Annotated in this window: 27 protein-coding genes and 1 riboswitch; of the genes, 5 read left to right on the top strand and 22 right to left on the bottom strand. The window is 46.0% G+C overall.

Annotation, left to right across the window (positions count from 1 at the left end; translation table 11 throughout):
* Positions 1-3: 3 nt before the first annotated feature.
* From asnS to KQI32_RS09100, 3 genes are all read right to left on the bottom strand, one after another.
* Positions 4-1,398 carry an asparagine--tRNA ligase gene (gene asnS / locus KQI32_RS09110; protein WP_216424774.1) on the bottom strand — a complete coding sequence of 465 codons (1,395 nt, stop codon included), beginning with the start codon at positions 1,396-1,398 and terminating at the stop codon, positions 4-6.
* Between the two features lie 86 nt (positions 1,399-1,484).
* Positions 1,485-2,495, bottom strand: coding sequence for an aspartate--ammonia ligase (gene asnA, locus KQI32_RS09105; RefSeq protein ID WP_177691238.1), 1,011 nt, complete (start codon positions 2,493-2,495; stop codon positions 1,485-1,487).
* Positions 2,496-2,627: 132 nt separating this feature from the next.
* Positions 2,628-2,945, bottom strand: coding sequence for a hypothetical protein (locus KQI32_RS09100; RefSeq protein ID WP_216424773.1), 318 nt, complete (start codon positions 2,943-2,945; stop codon positions 2,628-2,630).
* Positions 2,946-3,073: 128 nt separating this feature from the next.
* Here KQI32_RS09100 and KQI32_RS09095 point away from each other — a divergent pair, with 128 nt between their 5' ends.
* Entirely contained in the window at positions 3,074-3,268 is a 195-nt protein-coding gene (locus KQI32_RS09095; RefSeq protein WP_216424772.1) for a YlcI/YnfO family protein, read from the top strand.
* A 107-nt stretch (positions 3,269-3,375) separates the two neighbouring features.
* On the opposite strand, the gene KQI32_RS09090 is transcribed toward KQI32_RS09095, so the two are convergent.
* From KQI32_RS09090 to KQI32_RS09045, 10 genes are all read right to left on the bottom strand, one after another.
* Entirely contained in the window at positions 3,376-4,089 is a 714-nt protein-coding gene (locus KQI32_RS09090) for an HAD family hydrolase (RefSeq protein ID WP_216424771.1), read from the bottom strand.
* Between the two features lie 335 nt (positions 4,090-4,424).
* The gene (gene thiE, locus KQI32_RS09085; RefSeq protein WP_216424770.1) at positions 4,425-5,063 is read right to left on the bottom strand and encodes a thiamine phosphate synthase; all 639 of its coding nucleotides are present in this window, start codon (positions 5,061-5,063) and stop codon (positions 4,425-4,427) included.
* Positions 5,060-5,863, bottom strand: coding sequence for a hydroxyethylthiazole kinase (thiM, locus tag KQI32_RS09080; RefSeq protein WP_216424769.1), 804 nt, complete (start codon positions 5,861-5,863; stop codon positions 5,060-5,062). Before thiM ends, thiE begins: the two co-directional genes overlap by 4 nt.
* Positions 5,826-6,380, bottom strand: a complete 555-nt coding sequence (gene thiW / locus KQI32_RS09075) for an energy coupling factor transporter S component ThiW (RefSeq protein WP_374197071.1) — start codon at positions 6,378-6,380, stop codon at positions 5,826-5,828. The genes thiM and thiW overlap by 38 nt, the downstream gene beginning before the upstream one ends.
* Before the next feature lie 264 nt (positions 6,381-6,644).
* Positions 6,645-6,752, bottom strand: a riboswitch (TPP riboswitch).
* Between the two features lie 121 nt (positions 6,753-6,873).
* A complete protein-coding gene (locus tag KQI32_RS09070; RefSeq protein WP_216424768.1) occupies positions 6,874-7,827 on the bottom strand; it encodes an acetylxylan esterase in 954 nt (317 codons plus the stop codon).
* A gap of 77 nt (positions 7,828-7,904) precedes the next feature.
* The gene (locus KQI32_RS09065; RefSeq protein WP_216424767.1) at positions 7,905-8,660 is read right to left on the bottom strand and encodes a putative ABC transporter permease; all 756 of its coding nucleotides are present in this window, start codon (positions 8,658-8,660) and stop codon (positions 7,905-7,907) included.
* 54 nt (positions 8,661-8,714) lie between these two features.
* Positions 8,715-10,022, bottom strand: a complete 1,308-nt coding sequence (locus KQI32_RS09060; protein ID WP_216424766.1) for a 2-hydroxyacyl-CoA dehydratase — start codon at positions 10,020-10,022, stop codon at positions 8,715-8,717.
* 1 nt (position 10,023) lies between these two features.
* Positions 10,024-12,954 (bottom strand): acyl-CoA dehydratase activase, encoded by a 2,931-nt coding sequence (locus KQI32_RS09055; protein ID WP_216424765.1) that lies wholly within the window; start codon positions 12,952-12,954, stop codon positions 10,024-10,026.
* Positions 12,955-12,972: 18 nt separating this feature from the next.
* Positions 12,973-13,551 (bottom strand): TetR/AcrR family transcriptional regulator, encoded by a 579-nt coding sequence (locus tag KQI32_RS09050; RefSeq protein WP_216424764.1) that lies wholly within the window; start codon positions 13,549-13,551, stop codon positions 12,973-12,975.
* Between the two features lie 400 nt (positions 13,552-13,951).
* Entirely contained in the window at positions 13,952-14,185 is a 234-nt protein-coding gene (locus KQI32_RS09045; protein WP_216424763.1) for a helix-turn-helix domain-containing protein, read from the bottom strand.
* A gap of 192 nt (positions 14,186-14,377) precedes the next feature.
* On the opposite strand from KQI32_RS09045, the gene KQI32_RS09040 reads away from it, so the two are divergent.
* The 3 genes from KQI32_RS09040 to KQI32_RS09030 all read left to right on the top strand — a co-directional run bounded on the left by KQI32_RS09040 (position 14,378) and on the right by KQI32_RS09030 (position 15,500).
* Positions 14,378-14,707, top strand: coding sequence for a sigma factor-like helix-turn-helix DNA-binding protein (locus tag KQI32_RS09040; protein WP_216424762.1), 330 nt, complete (start codon positions 14,378-14,380; stop codon positions 14,705-14,707).
* A 52-nt stretch (positions 14,708-14,759) separates the two neighbouring features.
* Positions 14,760-15,065: a DNA-directed RNA polymerase subunit alpha C-terminal domain-containing protein gene (locus tag KQI32_RS09035; RefSeq protein WP_216424761.1), complete on the top strand. Its 306-nt coding sequence runs from the start codon at positions 14,760-14,762 to the stop codon at positions 15,063-15,065.
* 183 nt (positions 15,066-15,248) lie between these two features.
* Positions 15,249-15,500: a hypothetical protein gene (locus KQI32_RS09030; RefSeq protein WP_216424760.1), complete on the top strand. Its 252-nt coding sequence runs from the start codon at positions 15,249-15,251 to the stop codon at positions 15,498-15,500.
* A gap of 585 nt (positions 15,501-16,085) precedes the next feature.
* Here the strand turns inward: KQI32_RS09030 and KQI32_RS09025 are convergent.
* Genes KQI32_RS09025 through KQI32_RS08985 form a run of 9 tightly spaced genes read right to left on the bottom strand, consistent with a single transcriptional unit; the run spans position 16,086 to position 24,562 of the window.
* Positions 16,086-16,703, bottom strand: a complete 618-nt coding sequence (locus tag KQI32_RS09025; protein WP_374197070.1) for a V-type ATP synthase subunit D — start codon at positions 16,701-16,703, stop codon at positions 16,086-16,088.
* Positions 16,704-16,705: 2 nt separating this feature from the next.
* Entirely contained in the window at positions 16,706-18,091 is a 1,386-nt protein-coding gene (locus KQI32_RS09020) for a V-type ATP synthase subunit B (protein ID WP_216424759.1), read from the bottom strand.
* Positions 18,092-18,103: 12 nt separating this feature from the next.
* Positions 18,104-19,873 carry a V-type ATP synthase subunit A gene (locus KQI32_RS09015; protein ID WP_216424758.1) on the bottom strand — a complete coding sequence of 590 codons (1,770 nt, stop codon included), beginning with the start codon at positions 19,871-19,873 and terminating at the stop codon, positions 18,104-18,106.
* Positions 19,874-19,887: 14 nt separating this feature from the next.
* On the bottom strand, positions 19,888-20,460 hold the full coding sequence (locus KQI32_RS09010; RefSeq protein ID WP_216424757.1) for a V-type ATP synthase subunit E: 573 nt from the start codon (positions 20,458-20,460) through the stop codon (positions 19,888-19,890).
* 22 nt (positions 20,461-20,482) lie between these two features.
* A complete protein-coding gene (locus KQI32_RS09005) occupies positions 20,483-20,791 on the bottom strand; it encodes a V-type ATP synthase subunit F (RefSeq protein ID WP_177689573.1) in 309 nt (102 codons plus the stop codon).
* Positions 20,792-20,803: 12 nt separating this feature from the next.
* The gene (locus tag KQI32_RS09000) at positions 20,804-21,226 is read right to left on the bottom strand and encodes an ATP synthase subunit C (protein WP_177689572.1); all 423 of its coding nucleotides are present in this window, start codon (positions 21,224-21,226) and stop codon (positions 20,804-20,806) included.
* Between the two features lie 16 nt (positions 21,227-21,242).
* On the bottom strand, positions 21,243-23,183 hold the full coding sequence (locus tag KQI32_RS08995) for a V-type ATP synthase subunit I (RefSeq protein WP_216424756.1): 1,941 nt from the start codon (positions 23,181-23,183) through the stop codon (positions 21,243-21,245).
* Positions 23,184-23,193: 10 nt separating this feature from the next.
* Positions 23,194-24,246 (bottom strand): V-type ATPase subunit, encoded by a 1,053-nt coding sequence (locus tag KQI32_RS08990; protein ID WP_216424755.1) that lies wholly within the window; start codon positions 24,244-24,246, stop codon positions 23,194-23,196.
* The gene (locus tag KQI32_RS08985; RefSeq protein ID WP_177689568.1) at positions 24,239-24,562 is read right to left on the bottom strand and encodes a hypothetical protein; all 324 of its coding nucleotides are present in this window, start codon (positions 24,560-24,562) and stop codon (positions 24,239-24,241) included. Before KQI32_RS08985 ends, KQI32_RS08990 begins: the two co-directional genes overlap by 8 nt.
* Positions 24,563-25,063: 501 nt before the next feature.
* Between KQI32_RS08985 and KQI32_RS08980 the strand changes: the two genes are divergently transcribed.
* Positions 25,064-25,332: transposase (locus KQI32_RS08980; RefSeq protein ID WP_216423449.1), on the top strand; the 269-nt coding region annotated here is incomplete at its 3' end.

Raw genomic sequence — 25,332 nt, 5'->3', positions numbered from 1 at the left:
TCCTTAAAATTCAGCCGTGCCAACGGTTCTCGGGAAGGGCAGTACATCCCGGATGTTCTGCATACCGGAAAGGTACATGATCGCCCTCTCAAATCCCAGACCAAATCCTGCATGTTTACAGCCGCCAAAGCGCCGGGTATCCAGATACCACCAGTAATCCTCCTCCTTGAGACCCAGTTCTTCCATTTTGGAAAGCAGGACATCCAACCGTTCTTCCCTCTGACTTCCGCCGATAATCTCGCCGACACCCGGCACCAGCAAATCCATCGCCGCCACCGTTTTTCCGTCGTCGTTCAGACGCATGTAAAACGCTTTAATCTCCTTGGGATAATCGGTGACGAACAGGGGCTTTTTGAACACTTGCTCGGTCAGATAGCGCTCATGCTCTGTCTGCAAATCAATTCCCCACTTCACGGGATATTCAAATTTCTGTCCGGATTTCTCCAAAATCTCTACCGCTTCGGTATAGGTCACATGTCCAAACTCAGAGTTCAGAATGTGATGAAGACGTTCCAGCAGGTTTTTATCGATAAAGCTGTTGAAAAATTCCATTTCCTCGGGCGCATTGTCCAAACAATACTGAATGATAAACTTCAGCATGCGCTCCGCCAGATCCATATCGTCCTTCAGGTCGGCAAAGGCAATCTCCGGCTCCACCATCCAAAATTCCGCGGCATGGCGCGCTGTGTTGGAGTTTTCCGAGCGAAAAGTCGGACCAAAGGTATAGACATTCTTGAAGGCCATGGCATAGGTTTCCGCCTCCAGCTGGCCGCTGACCGTCAGATTGGTGGACTTTCCGAAAAAGTCTTTGGAATAATCCACCTTACCGTCCTCCGTGTTTGGAATATCCGCCATATCCATCGTAGTTACATGAAACATCTCCCCTGCCCCTTCACAGTCGGAGCCTGTAATAATAGGTGTGTGTACATAGACAAAACCATTCTCGTTAAAAAATTTGTGAATCGCATAGGCAACCACACTCCTTAAGCGAAACACGGCGGAAAAAGTGTTGGTTCTCGCCCGCAGATGTGCCTGCGTCCTCAGAAATTCAAAGGAATGGCGCTTTTTCTGCAGCGGATACTCCGGTGCGGAAGCCCCTTCCACAACAATGGAAGCCGCCTTGATTTCAAAGGGCTGTTTGGCCTCCGGCGTCAGCTCCAGAATGCCGCATACCGTCAAAGCCGCCCCCACGTTCTGCTTTGCGATCTCTTTATAATTGTCTATTTTTTCATTTTCAAAAACCACCTGCACGCTTTTAAAAAAGGTGCCGTCGTTCAATTCGATAAACCCAAAATTTTTTGCATCCCGAATGGTGCGGATCCAGCCGCTTACCTTTACTTCTTTGCCTCCCAGCCGTTCGGTTTCCCGAAACAGCTGCTTTACACTTACATAGTCCATTGTTCATTGATTCCTTTCAACCGAATTGAAATAAGGTAGTATACCATACTACCTTATTTTCTATATATTCAGTTATACCACATTTTCTACAACAATTCAATATGATTCATCGCACAATCGCAAATCATTTTTTGATCCCAGATGGAGGATTGGACCTCGCCAATGTGTGCTTTCTTTAAAAGGAACATGCAGAGACGGGATTGACCGATGCCTCCCCCCACCGTATAAGGCAGGTGCCCGTTTAACAAATCGGTGTGGAATTTCAGCTTGATGCGATCCTCGCATCTGGCTTCCTTAAGCTGAGAAAGCAAAGCTTTCTCGTCCACCCGGATCCCCATGGAGGAAATCTCAAAGGCCTGTTCCAGAACCGGATACCACAGAAGGATGTCGCCGTTCAATTCCCAATCGTCATAGTCGGGCGCGCGCCCGTCATGGGGTTCTCCATTGCTCAGCCTGCCGCCGATTTTCATGAGGAACACTGCGCCGCATTCCTTCGCAATGGCGTTTTCCCGCTCCTTGGGCGTTTTATCGGGATATTTATCCAGAAGCTCCTGGGTAGTGATATAGGTAATCTTATCCGGCAGTATCTTCGGAATCTGAGGATAGCTTTCACAGACAAACCGTTCCGTGTCCTTCAAAGCGGCATAAATGTCTTCCACAATTCCCTTTAAGGTCGTTTCATTGCGTTCTCCCTGGGAGATAATTTTTTCCCAGTCCCACTGATCCACATAGATGGAATGGAGGTTATCCAAATCTTCATCGCGGCGGATGGCGTTCATGTCGGTGTACAGGCCTTCCCCGTGATTGAAATCGTATTTTTTCAGAGCCATTCTCTTCCACTTTGCAAGGGAATGAACCACTTCTACCCGGTTGTTCCCGATGCCTTTGACCTCGAAACTGACAGGTCGTTCCACACCGTTTAAATTGTCGTTCAGACCGGTTTCCGGCAGAACAAACAGCGGAGCGGAGACCCGTTTTAAATTCAGCTTATTCACAAGCTCAGCCTGAAAGTGATCTTTGATGTGTTTGATGGCTTGTTCCGTTTCGAGAACAGACAGATAAGATTTATAATCCTTCGGGATTATCAACTTGGACATTCAATCTCCTCCTATTTCTTCGTTGGTTTTTATTCTAACACAGTTTCCGGGGAAAGAAAAGGAGATTTTCCAAAACAGTTACATTTTTTAATGAATAAAGTAATATATTTACAGCACATAGCGCTCGACGCTCTAATGCTTCTCCGCCGCCAGCCGATAGCCGTATGCAAAGGCTTTCCTGCACAGACAGCGCTGAATTTCCTCATAAGCATCCATTATTTTCACAACCGTTTGATCTTCTGTCAAATCCGCCGGCGTACTCTTCAAGGATTCCAAATTTCGGACAATCTCCGCATACCATTTTTCGCAGGAAGCTCCCGCTTCAAATTCATCCGGCACAGACTCCGCCAGCGCTGAGGGCAGAGTTTCCGGATCGGACAGGCCGCTCATTCTTCCGTAAATCATTTCAAAATATTGATTCAATTCCTCTTCCGATAAATTATCAAACATTTATTATCACCTCTACTATATTTTAACACATTATATATTGCAATGCAATATATAATGCATATTTATTGCAAAAAGTAATATACCATTATCAACAGAAATATTTTGTTGATATGTTGGTGAGAATGATAATGAGAAAATTTAAAATTCCTGCAGTTCCAAAATCCACAAATAAAACGATTCGTTTTCCTAATGATGTAATAGACAGAGTAGAAAAAGAAATAACCGGAACCGATTGTAATTTTTCAATGTTTGTCATTGAAGCAACTCGGGTTGCTTTGGATAATTTAGAAGAAGATAGACAACAGTGTAAAAACACTGAATAGTTACTTGCTTAATGGAAAAAGCAATTTTCTGTGTTATAAAAAAGCCTTCCGCAGCAAAAAATGCTGCCGAAGGCTTTTATCCTCTTATAAATGAGGAGTTCCGGTATTTACTTACACTTCTCCTCTTTGAGGTATTGGCACAGATCCGAAAACCCGCCCTGGGGAAAGCCGGAAATGTCCTCATTTTTCCGGTTGATCAGGCAATCCTTCAGCAGGAATACCTTCATCCCGATCGTCCGCGCGATCATATCCTCCTCCACATCGTTGCCCACCATCAGGCATTCATCAGGACCACAGTCCATTTTTTGGAGAATGTCCCTGTAATAGTCCGGATTCGGCTTGCAGTAACCGGTATTTTCATAGGTGGTGTACAGCTCGAAGATCTCAGGATCCAGCCCTGCCCACCGAATTCGGCTCTCGGTCGCAGCCGAGGGGAAAATCGGATTCGTGGCAAGAGCCAGCCGGTAGCCCTCCTTCTTCAGCATTTCTACCGTCGACGCTGCGTCCGCCGTGTAACCGCAGGAATTCGCCGCTTCCTGAAATTCCACCCGGTAATATTCGTCAAACAGCTCTTTATCCTGCAAAACCCTTTCTCCCATCATCTTAGAAAAACAGTCCCAGAATACTTCCTCATTGGTGCGGCTTCCGTCATTTTTTATCATAGCGGCCGTTCCCGCCCATATCCCGTCAATCAGCTTTTTTGGATCGTATCCATAGGGCGCCAGCTTCTCCGCCAGGCGTTTAAAATACGCTTTTACAAAGACATCCTGATCCATGGGGAGCAAGGTGCCGTCCAAATCAAACAAAACGGTTTTTATCATATCGGTAACCTCCTGAACAAACTATTTTTTAGTATACCGCTTTCCACAGACAAAGTCAATCGAGCTTACGCAGAGATATTGAATGATATCGTATTCAATAAGGGCTTGTCCCGTCATTCAACGAGGACAAGGGCACTGCATAGCAGTGCCGCAATCAGCGGGAGATTGTACTCCCGCTGATTGCGGATATGGAACCCGCCGCCTTAAGAGGCGGGGGATATCTTGCCCGCAGTTATAAATATATTCCGTAATTTATGATAAATTTTTGTTGCCTCATTACCCTCCTGCGAAAAACACCGTGGAATCAATCGAACGAATCGATCCCACGGTGTTTTTTAATCCTTCGCCATTCTCAGCGACTGTATTTTCTTCTTCAATTCTTCCGCGGCAAGCCTTGGCTCTGTTGCTTTCATAATCGCTGAAACCACTGCAACCCCGCTCATGCACCCGCCTTTCAGAATATCCATATTCTCTTTGTTCAGTCCTCCGATCGCGACCGCCGGAATAGGAACTGCCTTGCAGATTGCGTTCAGTGTGGAAACCTCGGTCAACACGGTAATCACTTTTGTCGTGGTGGGATAAATAGCCCCCACGCCAAGATAATCCGCCCCCTCTGCAAAGGCTTCTTTTGCCTGCTCCACCGTTTTTGCCGTGGCGCCGACGATCTTGCCGCTTCCAAGCAATCTTCTCGCCTCGCAGACCGGGATATCACTTCTTCCGACATGAACCCCAGCAGCATCCACCGCCAAAGCGATATCAATCCTGTCGTCCACAATCAGAGGAATGTCATAGCGAACGGTGATCTCCTTCACCTTCCGCGCAAGTGCGAGATAGTCCCTGCCGCTGCGCTCTTTCTCCCGTATCTGCAGCAGTGTGACACCGCCTTTGCAGGCCTCTTCAATTGTCCACAAAAAGCTCTCTTCGGTGTGGTACGTGCTGTCCGTCACCAGATACAGTGTCAAATCAAATTTCATGTTATCTCCTCAATGCGTATATGCTCTTTGATATCTTTTTCCGTCATGACGGAGAGCTTGTCTATCAGCGAAATGTGGTAGCTTCCAAGCCCGCGTTCCCCGCAAGCCGTCTCCCCCGCGATGCCAAGCAGTGCGGCCGCCAGAACGGCTGCCTCCAAAGGCCTCCTCTCTGACAAAAAGGTTCCGGCCAGGACGTTTGCCATGCAGCCGGTCCCCGTTACTTGGCACAGCATCGGATTTCCGTTTCGTATCAGAAAAACGTTCTCCTTCCCCGCCGCAATGTCGACCGCTCCAGTGATATAAACAACCGAATCCATCTCCCGTGCAAGCTGTTTTGCCATACGTATCGTTTCCGGCAATGCGTTTTCTTCCTCTCCGGCATCGATCCCAACCGCGTGAGCCGGAAGCCCGCAGAACGCTTTGACCTCGGATAAATTTCCCTTTATGATCTGGGGTCTGCACTGCCTGACGTACTCCCGTGCAAGTTCCAGCCGCAGAGAGCTGCATCCCACCCCCACCATGTCGATGCAATGAGGAATATCCAGCGCTTTTGCCGTTTTGCCGGACAGCAGGATGGATTCCATCCTGGCATCGGTGATATTGCCCATATTGACGCAGAGCGCCCTTGCTCTCGCCGTGATTTCAGAGACCTCCCGCGGGTGCTCCGCCATGATCGGCTTCGCGCCAACCGCCAGCACCGCGTTGGCACAGTCGTTGATGGATATCGGATTGGTGATACAGTGTATCAGCGGCTTTTTTTCTCTAATCCGCCGCTTTAGTTCCAATATGCGGTTTGTCATAAACTTTAGCCCCCAAGCTCAGTTGGAATTTTGCGAGCATTCCATTCCTGCTCAACGCTTTTAGGAAGATGTATGCGATGGAGCCGCCGATCAGAGTCCCCATGGTGAATGAGGGAACATAGAACATCCAGGTCAAGCCGGTTTTCCCCCACAGATAGGTCATCACGGGGTAGGATGCAACCGCACCGATGATACCTGTCCCAATCACTTCCCCCAATACTGCGAAAATCAGTTTTCCATTGGACGCGCGGTACAGGATTCCGGAAAGACATGCGCCAAATACAGCCCCAGTCAGAGCCAGAGGCGGAATTCCCATAAACGTCATGCGTATCACCCCGATCAGAACAGCACACAACAACGAGTACCAAGGTCCCAGCAGGACGGCGCAGGTAACGTTTATGAAATGAGCCATAGGGCACATTCCCTCGATGCGCAGAATTGGCGAAATCACCACGCCGACTGCGACCAGCATGGCAAGAACAATGGTTTTGTAAAGTGTGGATTTTTGTCTCAGCATTTTGAAAACTCCTTTTGTTTTTGTTTGTCCCAAAAATCCACTTTCCGATAGAACAGCGACAATCCGCCCAAAAAGATCCCACGGTATGGATTTTTGGTCGGTCGAAGTTCTCTTACTTCCTCTCATTCCGAAACACGGACTCCCATCGCTGTTTATGTAAAAGCTTACCCCACAGGTGCAGGGCGCTCCCCCTCCGCCTGTTTTTCTGCGGCAAGCCGATCGTTTTCACAAAAACGAAAAAACGTCTGCAGCAATGCAAACGCTTTTATCAATCTCTGATATTTCCCTACGTTGGCATTATCCAAATCAGGTTGCGGGTCGAAACCTGCCGGTTTCCTCTCAGCCTGTCTACAAGCTCCCCGTTTCATTCTCTTATTTATTATTATAACAGGATAAAGATACTTTTGCAAGGCAAAAATGATCTTACAAAGCGTTTTCCCCCTGCAAATCAGGAGGCATATAAATTCGTTCTCTTCCTTTTTCAGGGAAAGTACTATTCTTCTATAATTTTTCTCAGATAAGCCATCTTTTTTTCCTGATGCTCCGAGCTGACGGCATGCTTAAAGAAAGGATATACCTGCACCTGCTTGAGCACATTCATGCGCTGGTAGGCACCCATAAAAAAACGGGCAGGGCATACATCATCCTTGGCGCCAACCGATGCGAAAACCGGACAGCTGATTTTGTCCGCCATGTTGACAATGTCAAAATAACTGACGGTTTCAAACACCTTATCCGCATCCTTCGGATATCTCCTAAGATAATTTGCCGCCGCCGCGAAGGAACCGTATTCCCCTTCGATCCGTTTATCGATCTGGCAGTTGCTGGGCACATCGCACATCACCGCTTTCGGCCTGTCGTCCAGACATGCGGCTGCCAAAGACAAAGCCCCTCCCTGAGAGCCCCCCTCCACCACAATTTTCTGCTTCTCCACCTCCGGAAGAGAACAGACATAATCAAGCGCCCGCACTGCATCCAAATAAAGATGCTTAAAATAGTAATCGTCTTTATCCAGGATTCCCTGGGAAGTCACATTGGTGATAAGACCGCTGTCATAACAGTGGGCGTCCCCCGTGATGCCTCCCTGAGAACGGCAGTCAACCGACAGCACACAACAGCCTGTCATAGCCCAGGATAAGAATTCGATCGGCTCTCCCCTGGAACCGCAGAAACCGTGATAGTGAAGAAGACACGGATAGGTTTCCCTCTTCAGAAAAGAAGGGATCAGAAGCCAGCCATGGATTCTGGTTTCATCCGCCCCCAGATAACTGATATCATATACATCAATATACGGACTGGGAAAATCGATCTTTTTTCGTTCCGCTTCCAGCGGTTTTCCCTCTATACTCTTCAGATTCTTCTCCCAGAAGGCGTCAAAGTCCGGCCTTTTGGTAACCTCATAGGGGTAAGCCAGCAGCCCCTGTGTGATTTTCTCTATGTAATCCATCTTTCCTATACTCCTGTCTGCCTGATAGGCTTTGTTTTGTTTTTTATTCTATCACTACGGAAAAGAAAGATCAAGCCTCATCTCCTGTCCGCTTTCTTCCCTTTCCTGCGGGCATGGACAGCCTCTTTGATCTTCTGAAGATGCTCATTGTATCTGCTTGATTTCAAATGGGGAAAAGAACGAATCAGCCTGTGCTGGAAGATTCGCCGCTCTTCTATCAGACGCTTAAACCGAACAGAGGGAGATTCCAGACTGTCGAGCTTGTCCTTGAGCCCTGCACTGATTTCCTCTTTCAGCATATGAAGTTTTTCCAGTCTTTGATTCAAATTGAGAACTGCTTTTACCGTAACAATGAGATCCGCGATAAAATACACGGCAAATCCGCCGCTTAAGCACGCTTTCAAAAGAACGGACATTCGGAGAAGAAACCGTTCGACCGGCGGATGAATAAAATACATCAGCACAACACAGAGAATGCCGAACAGAATGGAATTCAAAAGGCACACTCTTCCGCGGATATTCAGAAAGCGATTGGAATAATCCCACCACTTATAATGAAACAGCGTCTCCATGCCCCAGCTGGTTGCATACTCTAACAGTGAGGTCCAGACCACTCCCAGCACAAAAACCACAGCAGGCGCACTGATAAACGGCTCCAGCACAGCGATTGTAACAATCCCACCCACACCGTAAATCGGGCAGAAGGGGCCGTTCAGAAAGCCGCGGTTGATAAAATGCCGGGCTGGTATGGAGCAGTAGACCGTCTCGCACATCCACCCAAGGAAGCTGTAAATCACAAAATACAGGAACCAGGTTGCTACAAGATTCAGCACATTTCCACCTCCGCACACATCAGAAAGCCTTGAAAAGGACTCCCCGCACGTTTTTTACACCAATATTTCTTCCCCGATTTTTGACGGCTGTTTTTCCGGCTGATGTACACCAGATGCCTTTTTTTCCTCCATTCTCGCATTGGCCAGCATCAGCTTCAGCCGGTTTTCCTGATTAATTTTTGTGGCGCTGGGATCATAGTCGATCGCAACAATATTCGCTTTTGGAAACCGGTCTTTGATTTTTCTTGTCATCCCTTTCGCGACAATATGGTTCGGCAGGCATCCGAACGGCTGCGTGCAGACAATATTGTTCACGCCGCTGTCAATCAATTCCAGCATTTCGGCGGTCAGCAGCCACCCCTCGCCCATCTTTGCACCTCTGCTGATCGTCCCCTCCACAAGGGTTATCAGGTGCTTGAAAGGCGTAGGCGCCTGAAATACCCCATGCTCTTTCACTGCATGGATAATGCCGTTCTGAAAGCCGTAAAGAATCTGAATTCCCAGCTTTGTGGGAAGATCCGTCAATCGCTTGAACCCGTACAATTTCCTGTCCACAAAACGGTTGGTAAAGCAATACAGAAGGAAATCCATCACACCGGACACAACCGGTTCCGCCCCCTCCTGAATCAGAAATTCTTCCAAATGGTTGTTTCCAAGAGGGGAATATTTCATATAGATTTCCCCCACAATCCCTACCTTTGGCTTTTCCGCGTCATCCCGCGGTATCTGCGCGAATGCGTCAAGAATAGAGCGGTAATTCTTTTTTAAACCGCCGTATCTGTTTTTCTGAAACTGTCTTGTCAGCTTGTCTACGCACTGGTCAAGCACTTTTTTGCTGTCACCCTTATGAAGCTCATGAGACGCGCATTGGTTATAAATCCACATCAGCAAATCGCCGTATAAAAGCGCCTCTCCGGCCTTTACCAGCATAGGAACGGTAAACTGAAATCCGCTGTTCTTTTCCAGATTGGAAAAGTTCAGGGATATCACAGGGACTTGCGGATATCCAATACTCCTGAGTGCTTTGCGCATCAGGGATAAATAATTGGACGCACGGCATCCGCCCCCTGTCTGGGTGATCATCAGCGCCGTCTTATCCGGATCATACTTCCCGCTTTTCAAAGCCGCCATCATCTGCCCGATCACCAGAAGACAGGGATAGCATATGTCGTTGTGCACGTCAGCCAGCCCTTCCTCCACAATCTGCCGGGTATCCCCGCCGGCAATCTCGATATGGTATCCGCTGTCCCGCAGGATGGGCACAATCAATTGAAAATGAATCGGCAGCATGGAGGGCACCAGAATGGTATAATCCTTCTTCATCTCCTTGGTGAACTCCACCTTCTGTATCTCTTCAAACATATCAATCACATCCTTCTTCCATTGCGGCCAGCAAACTTCTCAGCCGAATTTTCACCGCTCCCAGATTGTTTATCTCATCAATCTTAATCTGGGTATATAGTTTTCCTTTTCTTCTCAATATGTCGCACACCTCGTCGGTGGTGATGGCGTCTATCCCGCAGCCGAAGGATACCAGCTGAACCATCTGGGTATTCTTCTGCCGGGTTACCCACTCCGCCGCGCGGTACATTCTGGCATGAAACGTCCACTGATTTAATACGCTTACCTTCTGTTCCTCCCCCATACCGGCGACACTGTCCTCTGTCAAAATAACAAAGCCTAAAGTGGAGATCAGCTTATCGATTCCATGGTTGATCTCCGCGTCAATATGATAGGGCCGGCCGGCCAGCACGATGGTTTTCAATCCGTTTTCTTTTGCGTACCGGAATGCCCTTTCTCCCTCCTTTGCGATGTCGGCTTTAAACGCATAATATGCGGTATAGGCCGCCTTGGCGGCTTTTTTTACCTCCCAGAGGGAAAGCCCGTCAAAATGCCTGCCTAGGAATTCGTGGATCTTTTTGATGAACACCTTCTCGTTCTCCAGATCCAGATAGGGATAAAGGAAGGTGACGTCGTCCGGCATCTTCACATTCCCCTCGATCACTTCAGGATAGTAGGCAACCACAGGACAATTATACCGATTATCCGAAATATTTTCATTAAAATTATATGTCATACAGGGATAGAATATGGTTTTTATCCCCTTGTTCAGCAAATTGATGATATGCCCATGCACCAGTTTGGCCGGATAGCATACCGTGTCGGATGGAATGGTGTGTTCCCCCGCCGCGTGCAGCTTTCTCGAGGACATATCCGAAGTGACTACCTCAAAATCCAGCTCCCGGAAAAAGGTCGTCCAAAAGGGCAGGTTTTCAAAATTGTTCAGCACCAGCGGAATCCCTATCTTCCCCCGTTTGCCCTCTGCATGGCAGTATTCCTTCAGCTTATCCAATTTATACTGATAAAGATTCGGGAGCCCTTTCGCCTCCGCGCCTTTCAAGGGGCGCTCACAGCGGTTTCCCGAAATATATTTTTTTCCGTTGGCAAAGGTGCTGACAGTAAGCCCGCAGTGATTGGTACAAAGCCCACAGCGGGTCACCTTGGAGGTGTGGGTGAAATGCTTCAAATCCTCTTTGCGGATGGTGTGGCTTTCCCCCTGCACATGGCTCTGCGCAAACAGCGCCGCACCATATGCCCCCATTAAGCCGGCAATATCCGGACGCACTACCTCGCGCCCGATCAGCTTCTCAAAGCTTCGGAGCACCGCGTCGTTTAAGAAGGTTCCCCCCTGCACAACAATATGCCTGCCCAAATCATCCGGGCTGTGGGCACGGATGACTTTATAAATTGCATTTCGGACAACGCTCAGCGCAAGCCCTGCCGAGATATCCTCCACCGAAGCGCCGTTTTTCTGCGCCTGTTTGACCGAGGAATTCATGAATACGGTACAGCGGGTTCCCAGATCCACCGGATGTTCCGACCGCAGGGAAAGCTTTGCAAACTCCTCAATATCGTATCCAAGAGATTTCGCAAAGGTTTCCAGAAAAGAACCGCAGCCGGAGGAGCAAGCCTCGTTGAGCATGACGCTGTTTATGGTTCCGTCCTTGATGTCAAAGCATTTGATATCCTGTCCGCCGATATCAATGATAAAATCGACCTCCGGATTGAAATGCTTTGCCGCTGTATAGTGGGCGATGGTCTCCACCAGCCCCAGATCAATATCAAAGGCGTTCTTGATGATTTCCTCCCCGTATCCGGTCACCGCACTGCCTGCGATGATGAGTCCTTCGCCGCCCTGCTCATATATTTCATTCAAAATTTCCTGCACCCGGCTGAGCGGACTTCCCTGATTCGACGCATAGTAAGTATAAAGAATTTCCTTCTCGCCGCTCATCAGCACAACCTTGGTGGTGGTGCTTCCGGCGTCAATTCCCAGGTATGCTTTTCCGCGGTATCCCGCAAGGCTCTTCTTTTCCACATGGGCTTTCGCATGCCTTTGGATGAATTCCTGCCGTTCCGCTTCATTGCGGAACAGCGGTTCCGCCCCCTGGGGTTTGTCTCCCAAATCCGTCAGATTTTCAAATATGGATAAAAGCTCCCGATAGGAATAGGTCCGCTCCAAGCCCTCCGCATAGTAAGCGGCGCCGAGAGCCACAAAATACTGCGCCAGCTCCGGAAAAATTGCCTCTCCCGGCTTGAGCTTCAGAATCTTGACAAACTGTTCCTTTAAGCCGTCCAAAAATGCCAGAGGTCCGCCGAGAAATAGCACGTTCCCCTCAATCGGCCTGCCCTGGGCAAGCCCCGCAATGGTCTGGGAAACAACCGCTCCGAAAATACTGGCTGCCACATTCTCCTTGGAGGCTCCCTGATTCAGAAGCGCCTGCACATCGGTTTTCGCAAATACACTGCAGCGGGAGGCAATCGGATACACATCGGTATGCTTCAGGCTCAGCGCGTCCATCTCATCCACCGAAACATTCAAAAGGGAGGCCATCTGATCGATAAACGCGCCTGTCCCTCCGGCACAGGTGCTGTTCATCCGCTCCTCAATCGCTCCCTGCAAAAAGATGATTTTCGCATCCTCCCCGCCAAGTTCAATCACGACGTCGGTCTGGGGATAAAGCTGTTTGACGCTCCCCGCGGTTGCGAAAACCTCCTGAACGAAATCCATTCCGCTGGCATTTGCCACGCCCAGCCCTGCCGAACCTGTGATGGCCGCCTTGACATGCTGTCCTTCCAGAAGGCGGTCAAGCTCTCTTATTTTTTCAACTGTTTTTTCCAGAACCTTGGAAAAATGCCGTTCATAGCTTTTATATATCACTTGATTGTTATGGTCCAGCACCACTGCTTTCAAGGTGGTGGAGCCCACATCAATCCCCAGTTTATAGCACATTGCTTTTCCTCCTCCCTGTCAGCCCAAAAGCCTTTTCACATTATCCAGTATAATAGGCTTCATCTGTTCAATGGAATCCGGCTTGCCCTCCACAATGGAAAAATAGGTGGCGGAGCTGGTCAGCTCAACAATAAGGTAAAGCCGGTCATAGGTCTCTCTTCTGCTGAAACCTTTTTGTTTACAATATGCCACCAGCTCTGTCCATATGCCCTTGAAATCCAATTCGGACAAATTATACATTTCCTTCTGCAGAAGCCCCACCGAAAGATTGTTTTTCACCAGACGGATTGCACAGGGATTCTCCTCGTAATAGTCGATGATATATTCTGCCATTGCGATCAGGCGCTGTATAATATCCGAATACAAAGCGTCCTGCGTATGTAAAAACGCTTTTTCCAGCAGTTCCACGCATAAATTGTTCACGACCCGGCCAATCAATTCTTCCTTATCTTTGAAATACAGATAAAAGGTTCCCTTTGCAATGCCGGCCAGCGCCGCTATCTCATCGACAGAAGTGTTTACGGCGTCATTCTTCAGAAAAAGCCCCTTGGCACATTCCTCTATCATCCTGCGCTTTTGCATTCTCTTTTGCGTCATTCTCATCTGTCCTTTTTCGACAATTTTCTTTATTATACAACGAAAATGACCGTCAGTCAATAAAAAATGACTGAAAGTCACTTCTGAAATGTTAGTGTACAATACATATTGGACACTAACAACAGCCGCAAGATAACAATTGACATATTTATTTACAAATAAGCAAAGGTATGCTATAATTATGCTACCACGTAAGCCAACTAAATATAGAATTATGAAATATAATTCAGGAATAAAGTTTGTGTTTTTAACTAATGTTAAAAACGCATACTCTTTTTCGCAATATTTTATTCCTGAATATATTGTGGCTTGCGTGGTAACAAGTAGAGTAATGCGTTTTTTAGTGCGTTGCTTTGCAACGCACTTTTTATTTACATAAATTTGTATTAAAAAGATCCTATCAATTCCTTTCTCTTTTACGCGGTGGAGGTGTTTTCACATCAGTCAATCCAACCAAATAATCAATGCTGACATTATGAAATATACCCAAACGAATCCACACATCCGTTGGAATATTTGCGATTCCTCTCTCGTAGCTGGAATAAGTTGTTTGTCCAACCATAATTGCTTTCCCCATAACGGTTTGTGTTAAATCTTTATCCTCTCGCAAATCCCTGATTCTATTATATTTCATAAAAATCACCTCACTCCTAATGTATTATATCTGCTTTTTCGTGAGAAAAATAGAGAAATAATGTAAAGAAAAATACCTTCTAATTTATATGTATATATGAAAATAAAAGAAATGTTTTGCTATACAATAAAGCGTAATTTTATTGAAAAACATTTCAATTATAGAAACTATAATCAGAAGGAGATAAACGGTATGACAAACAATGAATATGCCTCCCGCATTTATTGTGCGGCTTTGAAAAAGGAGGACGATGGGGATATTTATGTGCGCGGTGTATTGGACATGATAGGTACCTTAACGGAACGGGAGCAGCTTGCGCTGGAATGCCGTTACCGCAATGGGCTGACGTACAAACAAGTAGGTAAGGAGATCGGCGGAGTAGGTATTGAACGTGCCCGGCAGATTCTTGTCAAAGCGCTGAGGAAACTCCGTCAGCCGTCAAGAGTAAGACGGATGTGTGTTTCCGCGATTTTAGAAAAAATAATACGTTACGGAAACAGCTGCAAGAAAAAAGCAATTTGATCGATGAAAAAATGCTGTTATTGATGACCTGTATAAACAGGTGGAAAATATCTTGAAGGGAAGGGCTGTCAGTCAAGAGGTGCAATACGGATTCGGTGAACGGGAACCAAAAATCGCGGATATGGATTTTTCAATGCGAACTTTTCACGCACTGACGAAAGCCGGAATTTATGACTGTGAGCAATTACTCGCATTTCATTGTTTCGATGATATCATACGTATCCCTAATATCGGGAAGGTTTCCATCCTTGAAATTGCCCGCAAAATGCGGGAGTATGGCTATATTGCCTGGACAGAACGGGCTGCAGCACGGACAAGCATGCCTTTGAGGGCGGCAATTCAAAAGATTCTGGAATAATTTTTTATAAAAGGCATTCCGCCTCTGAAAATTGGTTGTACAGATTGAAAAGACTTTTTGAAAGGATATAAAATTACTATCCTGAAATCATTATGCATTTATCTTTCCCCATGTTTGATTTTTAGGTATATTTACTTTTTTCAGTATTTTTGATAATATGGCAATAGAAAGGAAGTCATAACGATGCTGAAAAATATAAAAAAAGTTCTGAAAAGCTTTTTCTTTGGGTGTGTCGGTGTTGGTATAGGTAATGTGTTGGGAATTGTATTACGGAGGTTTCGTTTCCATAAAAATCATCCTGATATTCAGATGATTCCGTTGTATGATGAAATAGTACCTTCTATTGTTTTGTTATCAATCATTCTTGCTGTCACTGCAGTATTCTATTTCGTGCCCGCTTTTGTGATAAAAGAAAGAGAAGACAAGAGCGACTGAGCAGAATTTTTTCAGCAAGAGAGTTCTCTTGATTTCCTTATAAATAATATTTCATCAGAAGAATTCTCTGGTGCACAAAATAGGTTCGTTACGAAGAATCAAATACAAAATATAATGGGAAAACTCAGAATGTTATATCTGTTGAAAGGGAATGGAGATATGAAAGAGATACAATGCAAGCATTGCAAAGAAAGGGCAAAACCAAAATTCTGCTGGTACGCACCCTATATGATATGCCCGCTATGTGGTTATGAATTTCATTATCATAAATTAAAATATGCAAAAGCAAGTCAGATAATATTTAGTATTTTTGTATTGGTTATATTTAATGTGATTACGGCACCATTTAACTATTACAGAAAATTTGTAATTGTCGGAACAATCCTTGGATTGACATTTGTATATTTTTTACTTAAATTATTTGATGCAAAATGGATTGTCTATCTTTACAATAAATATAGCGATCTTCCGAAGAAAAGCCATGATAAAGATGCATAAATAGAAATTCATTTCAAAGTTGACTGTCTTATCTTCTGAAAACAAACATAAATAAAACAAAACGAGCTGCCCAAGCAGCCCGTTTTTTCATCCTTGCTTTTGTTGTTTGATAACCTTCATTCGGGTGAATTCCTCCCGCTCCTTTTCCTCCAGTACGCTCACAATCTGTTTGGATAAGTTCTGATAATTGGGTATAATGATATTTTCCAGGGCATTCGCGCGCTTCTGCGTTTTTTTGATTGCGGAGGCAAGCTTATAAATGCTGTTTTCCACCTCCGCCAGAGTAACAGTGAAATTCTTCACACGCATAAAATTCATATAGGCCGCGTCCAAAGCGGAATTGGTGGTGGAAAGCTCATAGGGCAGGGTGGGATGCTCTTCCCTTAACTTCACCACCGGAACCTCCACCCCCATCACACTGCGGAACCGTATCTTTATCTTGTCTTCCTCCGGTATAGACTGGGCGATCTCCGCTACATTGGAAAGCCCCATCGTGATGTTGGCGGTTTTCAGCGACTCATAGGCAGTACGAAAGGTGATATCAATCTGATTCTGAAGCCGTTTCGCCGTATCGATCAAGCCCATCATCTCCCGGATCAGAATGTTTCGTTTTCGATCCATCAGGTCATAGCCGGTCTGTGCAAGCTCCAGAGAACGGCGGATTGCCATCAGATTGGCTTTTGTCGCAGATACATTGGTTTGCACAGCTATTCACCGTCCTCATTCGATTTCACATAGTACTGATCCAAAAGCGCCTGATCCAGCCGATCCAATTCGGAAACGGGCAGGATGGAGAGGATTCTCCAGCCAAGCTCTAAGGTCTGTTCCATCGTGCGGTTTTCATTTTGTCCCTGGTTGATGAATTCCCGTTCAAAAACCTCACCGAATTCCAGATATTTTTTGTCAGTGGGCGTCAGCTCGTCTTCCCCGATAACCTGTGCCAGAGACCGTACCTCCTGCACCTTGGAGTATGCGGAAAAGAGCTGATTGGACAAGTCTGGATGATCCGCGCGGGTAAACCCCTCGCCGATTCCGTCCTTCATCAGACGGGACAGGGACGGCAGGACAGAAACAGGCGGATAGATGCCCATATTGTCTAGCGCACGATCCAAAACAATCTGCCCTTCGGTAATATAACCGGTCAGATCGGGGATCGGATGGCTGATGTCATCGTTGGGCATCGTCAGGATGGGAACCTGTGTGACAGACCCCGCCTTTCCCTTTATCATTCCTGCCCGTTCATACATGGAAGCCAAATCGGAATACAGATAGCCCGGATATCCCTTTCTGCCCGGAATTTCCCCTTTTGAGGAGGACAATTCCCGCAGCGCCTCGCAATAAGAGGTGATATCCGTCATGATGACCAGAACATGCATCCCGCAGTCAAAGGCAAGGTATTCCGCGGCTGCCAGAGCGCATCGCGGCGTGATGATTCGCTCGATAATCGGGTCGTTGGCCAGATTCAGAAACATGACAACCTTGGAAAGCGCACCGCTTTGCGCAAAGCTGTTCTTAAAGAAATCCGCCACGTCATTTTTTACGCCCATCGCCGCGAATACAATGGCAAATTCCGAGTTATCCGTGACCTTCGCCTGGGCGGCAATCTGAGCGGCGAACTGGTTGTGCTTCATGCCTGAGCCGGAAAAAATGGGCAGTTTCTGCCCACGGATCAGGGTGCTCATGCCGTCAATGCAGGAAAAGCCGGTCTGTATATAGTTTCTGGGATACTCCCGGGAAACCGGATTGATCGGCACCCCGTTGACATTCACCTTTTTCTCCGCATAGATTTCCCCCAAGCCATCGATAGGCTTTCCTGCCCCATCGAAAATCCGCCCTAAAATCTCCTTGGAAAGGGCAAGCTCCATCGGCCGTCCGGTAAATTTGGTCTTTGTATTGGTCAGGGACAGTCCCTTTGTTCCTTCATAAACCTGAATGACCGCCCTCTGATCCTCTATCGCAATGACTTTTCCAAGCAAAGACTTTCCTTCGGTTGTCTCTATTTTTACAATCTCATCATAAGCCGCGTCCGCAACGTGATCCAGCACAATCAGAGAACCGTTGATTTCATTTAGTCCCATATAGGAAAAATCCATACGATCACCGCCTTACTCATTATTTTTCAGGATTTCATCTGTCAGAGTGTCAATTCTCTGCCGATAAGATTCCATTTTGTCAATCTCTTCATTCCTGACATCGTACTTGATTTTGATGATATCTTCAAATATCCCTGTCTCTTTCAGCTGAGACAGCGGAATGCTTTTTCTGACCAGCTCCATTCCCCTGTCGTACAGATGCAGAATCACCTGCATCATCCGAAGCTGTTTATCAATTGGGACATACGTATCAATCGCGTGAAAGGCATTCTGCTGCAGAAATCCAACCCGGATCAGTCTGGAGATCTCCATGATCAGCTTTTGATCTTCCGGAAGAACATCCGCGCCGATCAGCTTTACAATCTGCTGCAGCTTATCTTCCTCCTGCAGAATGTGCATAATCCGCCCGCGGCAGCTTGGAAATTCCGGAGAGACATGCTCTTGATACCAGGGTATCAAATCGTCAAAATACTCCGTATACGAGTCCATCCAATGAATCGCCGGATAATGCCTCTGGTAAGCCAGGCTTTTGTCCAGCGCCCAGAAACAGCGCGTAAAACGCTTGGTATTCTGGGTAACCGGCTCGGAAAAATCAGAACCGGCAGGGGATACCGCACCGATGATAGTAACACTCCCCTTTTCGCCGCACAGGGAATCCACATAGCCCGCCCTCTCATAAAATTCAGCAATTCTGGAGGGCAGATAAGCCGGAAAGCCTTCCTCCGCCGGCATCTCCTCCAAACGGCCGGATATCTCCCGCAAAGCTTCCGCCCACCGGGAGGTGGAGTCCGCCATAATCGCCACATTGTAGCCCATATCCCGATAATACTCCGCCAGCGTGATACCAGTGTAAATCGACGCTTCACGGGCGGCCACCGGCATATTGGACGTATTTGCAATCAGAACCGTGCGGTCCGTCAAAGCCGCGCCGGTCCGCGGATCAATCAGTTCGGAGAACTCCTCCAGAACCTGCGTCATCTCATTGCCCCGCTCGCCGCAGCCCACATAGACAATGATGTCCGCATCGGACCATTTGGCCAGCTGATGCTGCGTCATGGTCTTGCCGGTACCGAAGCCTCCCGGGATCGCAACCGCGCCCCCCTTCGCTACCGGAAAAAGGGAGTCGATCACCCTCTGCCCCGTGATCAAAGGCTTACACAGCTCCAGCCGCTCTTTGACCGGCCTTGGATTCCGGATAGGCCATTTCTGGCATAGGGTCAGTTCCGTTTTGTTTCCCGTCTCATCCTCCAATTCGACCACGGTATCGTGAATGGAATAAGACCCGTTTGGCATAGCTTTCTTTACTCTGCCTTTGACTCCGTTCGGAACAAGGCATTTGTGAAGAATAGAGGCTGTTTCCGGGCAGGTGGCATACACTTGACCGGAGGACAATTCATCCCCTTCCCGACAGGTTATCGTAACTTCCCACTTCTTTTCCTCATCCAGTGAAGACACATTCAAGCCGGTGGCAATAAAAGCGCCGCTTCTTTCCTCCAGCACCTTTAAAGGTCTTTCGATTCCATCAAAAATACTTTTCAAAATGCCCGGTCCCAACAGTACGGACATGGGTTGATTGGTCTTGTAAATCGGCTCTCCCACCTTCAGCCCCGATGTCTCCTCGTAAACCTGCACGGTGGCGCCGTCATCCGAAACCTTAATGACCTCACCCACAAGCCTCTGTTTTCCCACATATACCATTTCCAGCATGGAAAAACTGCAGCCGCCTTTGGCTATGACAACAGGGCCGTTGATGGCATAGATGTAACCTTTCTCGTTCTCCATAACTCTCCCTCCCATCAGACCGTGATATCAAACAGATTGATAAAATCCTGACGCATCTGCGTCAGTCTGCTGTCCAGCCTTGCATCGAAAAACTTTTTCTCATCACGGGCGATCAGCTCAAACCCGCCGAGTGGAAATTTTTTCTCACAGACTTTCATATTCTCGGGAGCAAGCTTTCCGGCATCCTCCCGGCTCAGATAAATCTCCATATTTGTTTCATCCGGAATCATTTTTCGGATCTCATCCAATTCCTTTTTCAGATATCCAATATATTCCTCAGACTTTAAAAATTGTTTGAGTTTTTCTCTCAGCTCTTCAAACAACCCGTCACACAGTTCGGTCCGTTTTCTCAGAACACTTTTTTTCATCTCAAGCGTTCTCTCGGACCCGCTGCGGTGTGCTTCCGTCTGGAGCCTCGCGGTCTCGCCCTTAATGTATGTATAACACTGGGCCAGAATTTCATTTTCCGCCTGCTCAAAAGCAGATTTCCGCTCTTGCTCCATCCGATCGTGCATTTCTTCTTCCTGACGGGAGATCTCATTTAATATGGACTGCTTAAAGCGATCCAGCTTTTGTTCTGCGCTCATTGCTTCTCCACCTTCTCTTTTATTACAGCTTCAACCCGATTGACTCATTGATATAGCGGGTGATGGAATCCTTGTCACGACCGGTACCATGGCGGTCCGGAATGATGACAACCAGGGGCATTTTTTGCTCCATTTTAATCCTGTCTACTGTCTCTTTACAGAGATTGGACAATTGTTCTGTAATCAAAAGAATGCCCACATTCCGATCCGAAGCAGCCTTTTCAATCACATTTTTCGTTTCCTCCGCCTCGTGGACCACTACTCCCTCGATCCCTGCAAGACGCATTCCCGTCAATGTATCAATATTGTCGGAAATCAAATAAAATTTCATTGTTGTCACCGCTTATACTAAGCTGGGCAATTTGTTCAGGATCTGGATGGAAATCAGCAAGCCGTACAGCGCAACCCCTTCCGCCAATGCGACAAAGATAAGAGATTTTCCCAAAATAGAGGAATTTTCACTGATTGCGCCCAAAGCCGAACTTGCGGAGGATGCAACCGCAATACCAGCTCCGATACAGGAAAGGCCGGTCGCCAAAGCAGCGCTTAAGAAGCCCATACCGATAGCAGGGGACATTTCCGCACCTGCGGCAGCCATTGCTCCATGTGTGGATGCCAGAATCACAATCCCGCAGAAAGCCGCAAAGGAAGCCAGATTAACCCCCAGCGTGAACTTTGCCTTTTTCCCGGTAACCTTCTTTTTGTAAATCGCATACAACGGCAGCATCAGCACAACAACCAAACCCAACGTGAATAAATACATCATAATTAGAACCTCCAAATTAAATATTTTTTGTTTGATAGTCTACGGTAAGGGGCTTATATTCTTTTCCCTCACCGCTGTAAAACCGTGAAAAAATCTCATAAAACTCCAAACGGAGTACCTGAATCCCTACGATCAATCCTTCCAGCCCGATCACCAGGATATTTCCCAACACCAGCACCACAGGGTTATGCGTCCCCGCTGCCGTCTGTGCAAGAATATATACCGCCAGCATCATACCTGCATGGTTCAATGCAAAGGCGCCGACCCTGACAAAACTGATGGTATTTGTGATATAGGACAGCAATACCTCGAACAGCTCAAAGAGATTTTCGACGACATATTCGCCTTTGTTCTTGACCTTCGCCTTATTTCCGGAAATCAAGTTGCCTAGGGGTTCCCGCAAAAACATCAAAATCAGCGGCAGCACTGCGAACAAAATAATATACAGAACAGAGAAAACATTGATGCCCTTCCCCATCAAGAGCAGGACGCCGATGATAATTGCCCAGTAGAACACCATACCCGCAAAGCCATTGGGGGAAAACAGCGCCTTTTCCATATCCTTCTGTTTAAAGCCATTGATGATATTGATTACCATAGCGATAGTGATAATCAATACCCCCAGAACGATGGCCGTCATCAAGGTGATATTGATGGTATTCCCGTTCTCCATGGCTTTAAAGCCAGGGAGCAAATCCTCACTGCCAAAAACCGAACCATACAGGATGCCGAAAAATGTGGATGATAGTCCAACTACACTGATAATCCGCGCCAGTTTCAGCTTTTTCCACCGATAAAAGAGAAAACCTCCGATTGCCAGCACCAACCCCTGTCCAATATCACCAAACATGATTCCAAACAGAAGCGTGTAGGTAATTGCTACAAAGGGTGTGGGATCCAGCTCGTTGTAGCTTGGAAGACCATACATGGTGACAAACTGTTCAAAAAAACGGAAAAAACCTTTATTGTTTAGTTTGGTAGGAGGTGCGGAATTTTTCACTTCCTCCGGCTCTTCCATTAGATACATCAACGTCTCCTGATCGGTTGCGTATTGAATATCCAACTTTTCCAATTTTTTTGTGAACTCCTTAAATTTATCCTGTGGGATCCATCCCACCAGAAAAAACATTTCTTCTGTTTTTCGTGCAAATTTTCGCAGTTCATAAGCCGTATGATAAAATTTTAAATAAGAATAGCATGCTAAAAACTCTTTCCGATTCTGGTTGAGATATCCCTTTATCTGTTTTCCAAGTTCAGACTCCTTTTTTTTCAATCTCTCGTTTTCAGCTTGAATATTGGAATAGGCTTCTTTCGGCTTTCCGTGCTCACCAGGGATCCAAATCCGTTCAAAATTCAAAGAGGCAAAGAAGGAGTCCACCGTCTTGCTCTCCTCCTGCGTCGTGAAATACATCCCATAAACATGATGTTTGCTTGTAGAGGTAGGAATAAAAAATACATTTCTATCCTCCGACAGGTATTCCTTAAAACGCTCATAGCTTTCATTGGAAATTCGTCCAAAACGGAATTTGGTATATTTGCAGTTCAAAAGCTCATCCAGACTCATATCAATATTTTCAATATATTTGAGCTTCTTTAGGATTTGTGTGTTGGATTCCATTGTCTTTACACAAGTTACCTGCTGTTCTTTGAGGGAACGGATTGTTGTACCAAAATCTGAAAAAAACTCTGCAATCTGATCTAGATTCCATTCTTTGTTTTGAAAACTCTCATAGTTTAGATCGACATGAAAGGTGGTCGCCAATTCAATCGACTTCCGCAGCAAAGAATCATAAGGATTGATAAACTCAAATGGCTGGAGCTTGTCTGTCACATGATATAGAAGTTTATCCGCTTCTTCCACCTGAAAAGAACTATCCAGAACTGTACTGGTCACCACATGATCAAAGCTCTCAACAGGTGCGACAATCGTCAAAAGCTTAAATTTTTCAATCGCCATTTCTATCCCCCTAACTTTGATACCCGATCAAGTAATTTTCTATCTGCTCCTTTGGCATATGGTACCGTACACCCTCAATGATATTGACCAGATTGTGTATTTCAATCTCCTTCAAATTCAGATAGCTGATAATGGAATAAATGGATGGCGGGCTTATCTGAATAATCTTCTTATTGATCCGGTATTCATAACGCTGCACTTTCTGATCCCAGATAGCTTCCGGCTCATTTTGAAATAATGTTCCATAAGGCGTTTTGCCAAGCACAGATAAAGCCGCCTCAAAGTCAGGTGCGTCCAGCATCTCTCCGGCCAAATCCTTTCCAAATTGATAATGATTTGATATCATATACACCAGACACTCATCTTTTGGAATCTTATAATACCTCTTGAGCCTTAAGATTCGGATAATATTCAAAAGATCAATCTCCGCTTTCAACAGAACATCAATGTTCTTTCTTGCATCCTTCTGCCTTTCCTTTTTAATGTAGGCAAACAAATAGTTATAATAGGCCGTGTTCAGAGCACTTTCCAAAAGCGGTATGTCCACTCTCCCATCCTTCTGAGGCGCCGCCTGAACAAACAGATCATAGTAAATGGAGGGCTTGACAATTGCCAAAAATGCTTCATAGGTCTCCGCACTGCGAAGCTTATCATAGGCAATCTGATAATTTTCCAAAAATTTTTCCGGCAAGGTACACTGGTATTTCTCCTGTCTTCCATTATTGAACAGCAACAAAAATTTTAAAATTTCATTGATGTTCATTCGGGATTCAAATAATTTGATAAATTCAATATCCTTTTTATCAATGAAACGGAAAAATCTTGTATACTCGCTCTCATACTCGTTTCTAAGAATAATTTCCAAATCACTGCGGTGAAGGGACAGGATGTCTATTTTGTTAAATATTTCACAATAGCAGGTATGCTCCTTCAAATATGTAGCGATTTCAAGAACCGTATTGCATCTGGTCAGTGCATCGTAGTCCTCCTGTTTCAGACGCTTTCCATACAGAGCTTTCACTTTCGCATAAACAGCGCCGTAATCCAATTGGTTTTTAAGCATGTTTTTCACCGCCTGTTATTCTTGAAAACAACGTCTGAAGGTAGTTTTCCCGGTTTTCTTGAAATTTCGTTTCCAGCTGAACCATTTTACGATTATATTTTGCTTCAATTTTTTCAATCTGTTCTTTTAAAATTTTTGTTTCCGCTTCCTCTACTTTCCGGACACGTTGTTTTGCCTGTTCCATCTTTTCTTCGCGGTAAGCTTCTATCTCTTTATCCAGCGATTTTCTGAATTCCTGTTCCTGCTGTTCCAGCCTTTTTCCCTGTTTCTGGGCTTCCAATTCCGTCTGAATAATTTTATCGATGATTTCTTTCATGTCACCACCGCCTTTCCATGCTTTCACAGAATACTTCGTTCTTGCGATCCAATGATAACTTATTATACTCCTTTTTTCAAAAAAGGGAAGACTTTTAGTGAAAATTCATAATTTTTTTATTTTGTTTTCGTCAAAATGCATATAAAATTGTCACTTTGCCGAACGGTTTCTTTCAAAGTATCTTCGAACGATATATTCATAGTATGTCCACTGAAGCATCATTCTATCATAAATCTACGATACACACAAATTTCCACACTGCTGGTTGTCCATAGCGGTACAACATTTTTCAATACAATAAAAAAGTTTTTTGAAATATGCAATTGCCCACGATTCCGCGCAATTTTCTATGTTATAAAAAATTTTTCATTCTGAAAAACAAAAATGGATACAAAATTTCTTTTGTATCCATCAGCCTGTCGAAAAAGTCCAGTATACACTGGGCTTTTTTGCGTATGTGTGGTAAAATAAAGATAAGAAAAGACTGGGGAGGGACGGCGTGTGCTAGCAAAAGAGCAGGAATTGCGCAGAAATGTAGTAGAAATCCTATGTTTGGAGGAGCTGGTTCCATCGGAGCATCTGCTGCGGCAGATTGACAGCGCGGTGGATTTTACGCATCTGTACGACTTGGTGGATGCGCTTTACAGCCGCGACAACGGCCGTCCCAGCATTGACCCGGTGGTATTGTTCAAAATTGTGTTCATCCAGCACCTGTACGGCATCCCCTCGCTGCGCCGTACCATGCAGGAGATTGGCATGAACATCGCATA

Origin of the sequence: Acetivibrio sp. MSJd-27 (assembly GCF_018918095.1) — a bacterium.
Classification (GTDB): Bacteria; Bacillota; Clostridia; order UMGS1840; family HGM11507; genus HGM11507.
Note: the sequence above shows the minus strand (reverse complement) of the source record. Positions and strands in the feature narration are given on the sequence as shown.

What these genes read in the sequence shown, in the direction of transcription:
- KQI32_RS09090 (WP_216424771.1), bottom strand. Translation starts at nt 4,089, where the DNA reads ATGATAAAAACCGTTTTGTTTGATTTGGACGGCACCTTGCTCCCCATG.
- KQI32_RS08995 (WP_216424756.1), bottom strand. Translation starts at nt 23,183, where the DNA reads ATGGCGATTGAAAAATTTAAGCTTTTGACGATTGTCGCACCTGTTGAG.
- asnA (WP_177691238.1), bottom strand. Translation starts at nt 2,495, where the DNA reads ATGTCCAAGTTGATAATCCCGAAGGATTATAAATCTTATCTGTCTGTT.
- KQI32_RS09050 (WP_216424764.1), bottom strand. Translation starts at nt 13,551, where the DNA reads ATGACGCAAAAGAGAATGCAAAAGCGCAGGATGATAGAGGAATGTGCC.
- KQI32_RS09070 (WP_216424768.1), bottom strand. Translation starts at nt 7,827, where the DNA reads ATGGATTACATAGAGAAAATCACACAGGGGCTGCTGGCTTACCCCTAT.
- KQI32_RS09020 (WP_216424759.1), bottom strand. Translation starts at nt 18,091, where the DNA reads ATGGATTTTTCCTATATGGGACTAAATGAAATCAACGGTTCTCTGATT.
- KQI32_RS08985 (WP_177689568.1), bottom strand. Translation starts at nt 24,562, where the DNA reads ATGAAAGAAATCATCGATAAAATTATTCAGACGGAATTGGAAGCCCAG.
- KQI32_RS09040 (WP_216424762.1), top strand. Translation starts at nt 14,378, where the DNA reads ATGACAAACAATGAATATGCCTCCCGCATTTATTGTGCGGCTTTGAAA.
- KQI32_RS09010 (WP_216424757.1), bottom strand. Translation starts at nt 20,460, where the DNA reads ATGAGCGCAGAACAAAAGCTGGATCGCTTTAAGCAGTCCATATTAAAT.
- KQI32_RS08990 (WP_216424755.1), bottom strand. Translation starts at nt 24,246, where the DNA reads ATGCTTAAAAACCAATTGGATTACGGCGCTGTTTATGCGAAAGTGAAA.
- thiW (WP_374197071.1), bottom strand. Translation starts at nt 6,380, where the DNA reads ATGCTGAGACAAAAATCCACACTTTACAAAACCATTGTTCTTGCCATG.
- KQI32_RS09030 (WP_216424760.1), top strand. Translation starts at nt 15,249, where the DNA reads ATGCTGAAAAATATAAAAAAAGTTCTGAAAAGCTTTTTCTTTGGGTGT.
- KQI32_RS09095 (WP_216424772.1), top strand. Translation starts at nt 3,074, where the DNA reads ATGAGAAAATTTAAAATTCCTGCAGTTCCAAAATCCACAAATAAAACG.
- asnS (WP_216424774.1), bottom strand. Translation starts at nt 1,398, where the DNA reads ATGGACTATGTAAGTGTAAAGCAGCTGTTTCGGGAAACCGAACGGCTG.
- thiM (WP_216424769.1), bottom strand. Translation starts at nt 5,863, where the DNA reads ATGACAAACCGCATATTGGAACTAAAGCGGCGGATTAGAGAAAAAAAG.
- KQI32_RS09045 (WP_216424763.1), bottom strand. Translation starts at nt 14,185, where the DNA reads ATGAAATATAATAGAATCAGGGATTTGCGAGAGGATAAAGATTTAACA.
- KQI32_RS09000 (WP_177689572.1), bottom strand. Translation starts at nt 21,226, where the DNA reads ATGATGTATTTATTCACGTTGGGTTTGGTTGTTGTGCTGATGCTGCCG.
- KQI32_RS09055 (WP_216424765.1), bottom strand. Translation starts at nt 12,954, where the DNA reads ATGTGCTATAAACTGGGGATTGATGTGGGCTCCACCACCTTGAAAGCA.
- KQI32_RS09060 (WP_216424766.1), bottom strand. Translation starts at nt 10,022, where the DNA reads ATGTTTGAAGAGATACAGAAGGTGGAGTTCACCAAGGAGATGAAGAAG.
- KQI32_RS09005 (WP_177689573.1), bottom strand. Translation starts at nt 20,791, where the DNA reads ATGAAATTTTATTTGATTTCCGACAATATTGATACATTGACGGGAATG.
- thiE (WP_216424770.1), bottom strand. Translation starts at nt 5,063, where the DNA reads ATGAAATTTGATTTGACACTGTATCTGGTGACGGACAGCACGTACCAC.
- KQI32_RS09100 (WP_216424773.1), bottom strand. Translation starts at nt 2,945, where the DNA reads ATGTTTGATAATTTATCGGAAGAGGAATTGAATCAATATTTTGAAATG.
- KQI32_RS09015 (WP_216424758.1), bottom strand. Translation starts at nt 19,873, where the DNA reads ATGGAGAACGAGAAAGGTTACATCTATGCCATCAACGGCCCTGTTGTC.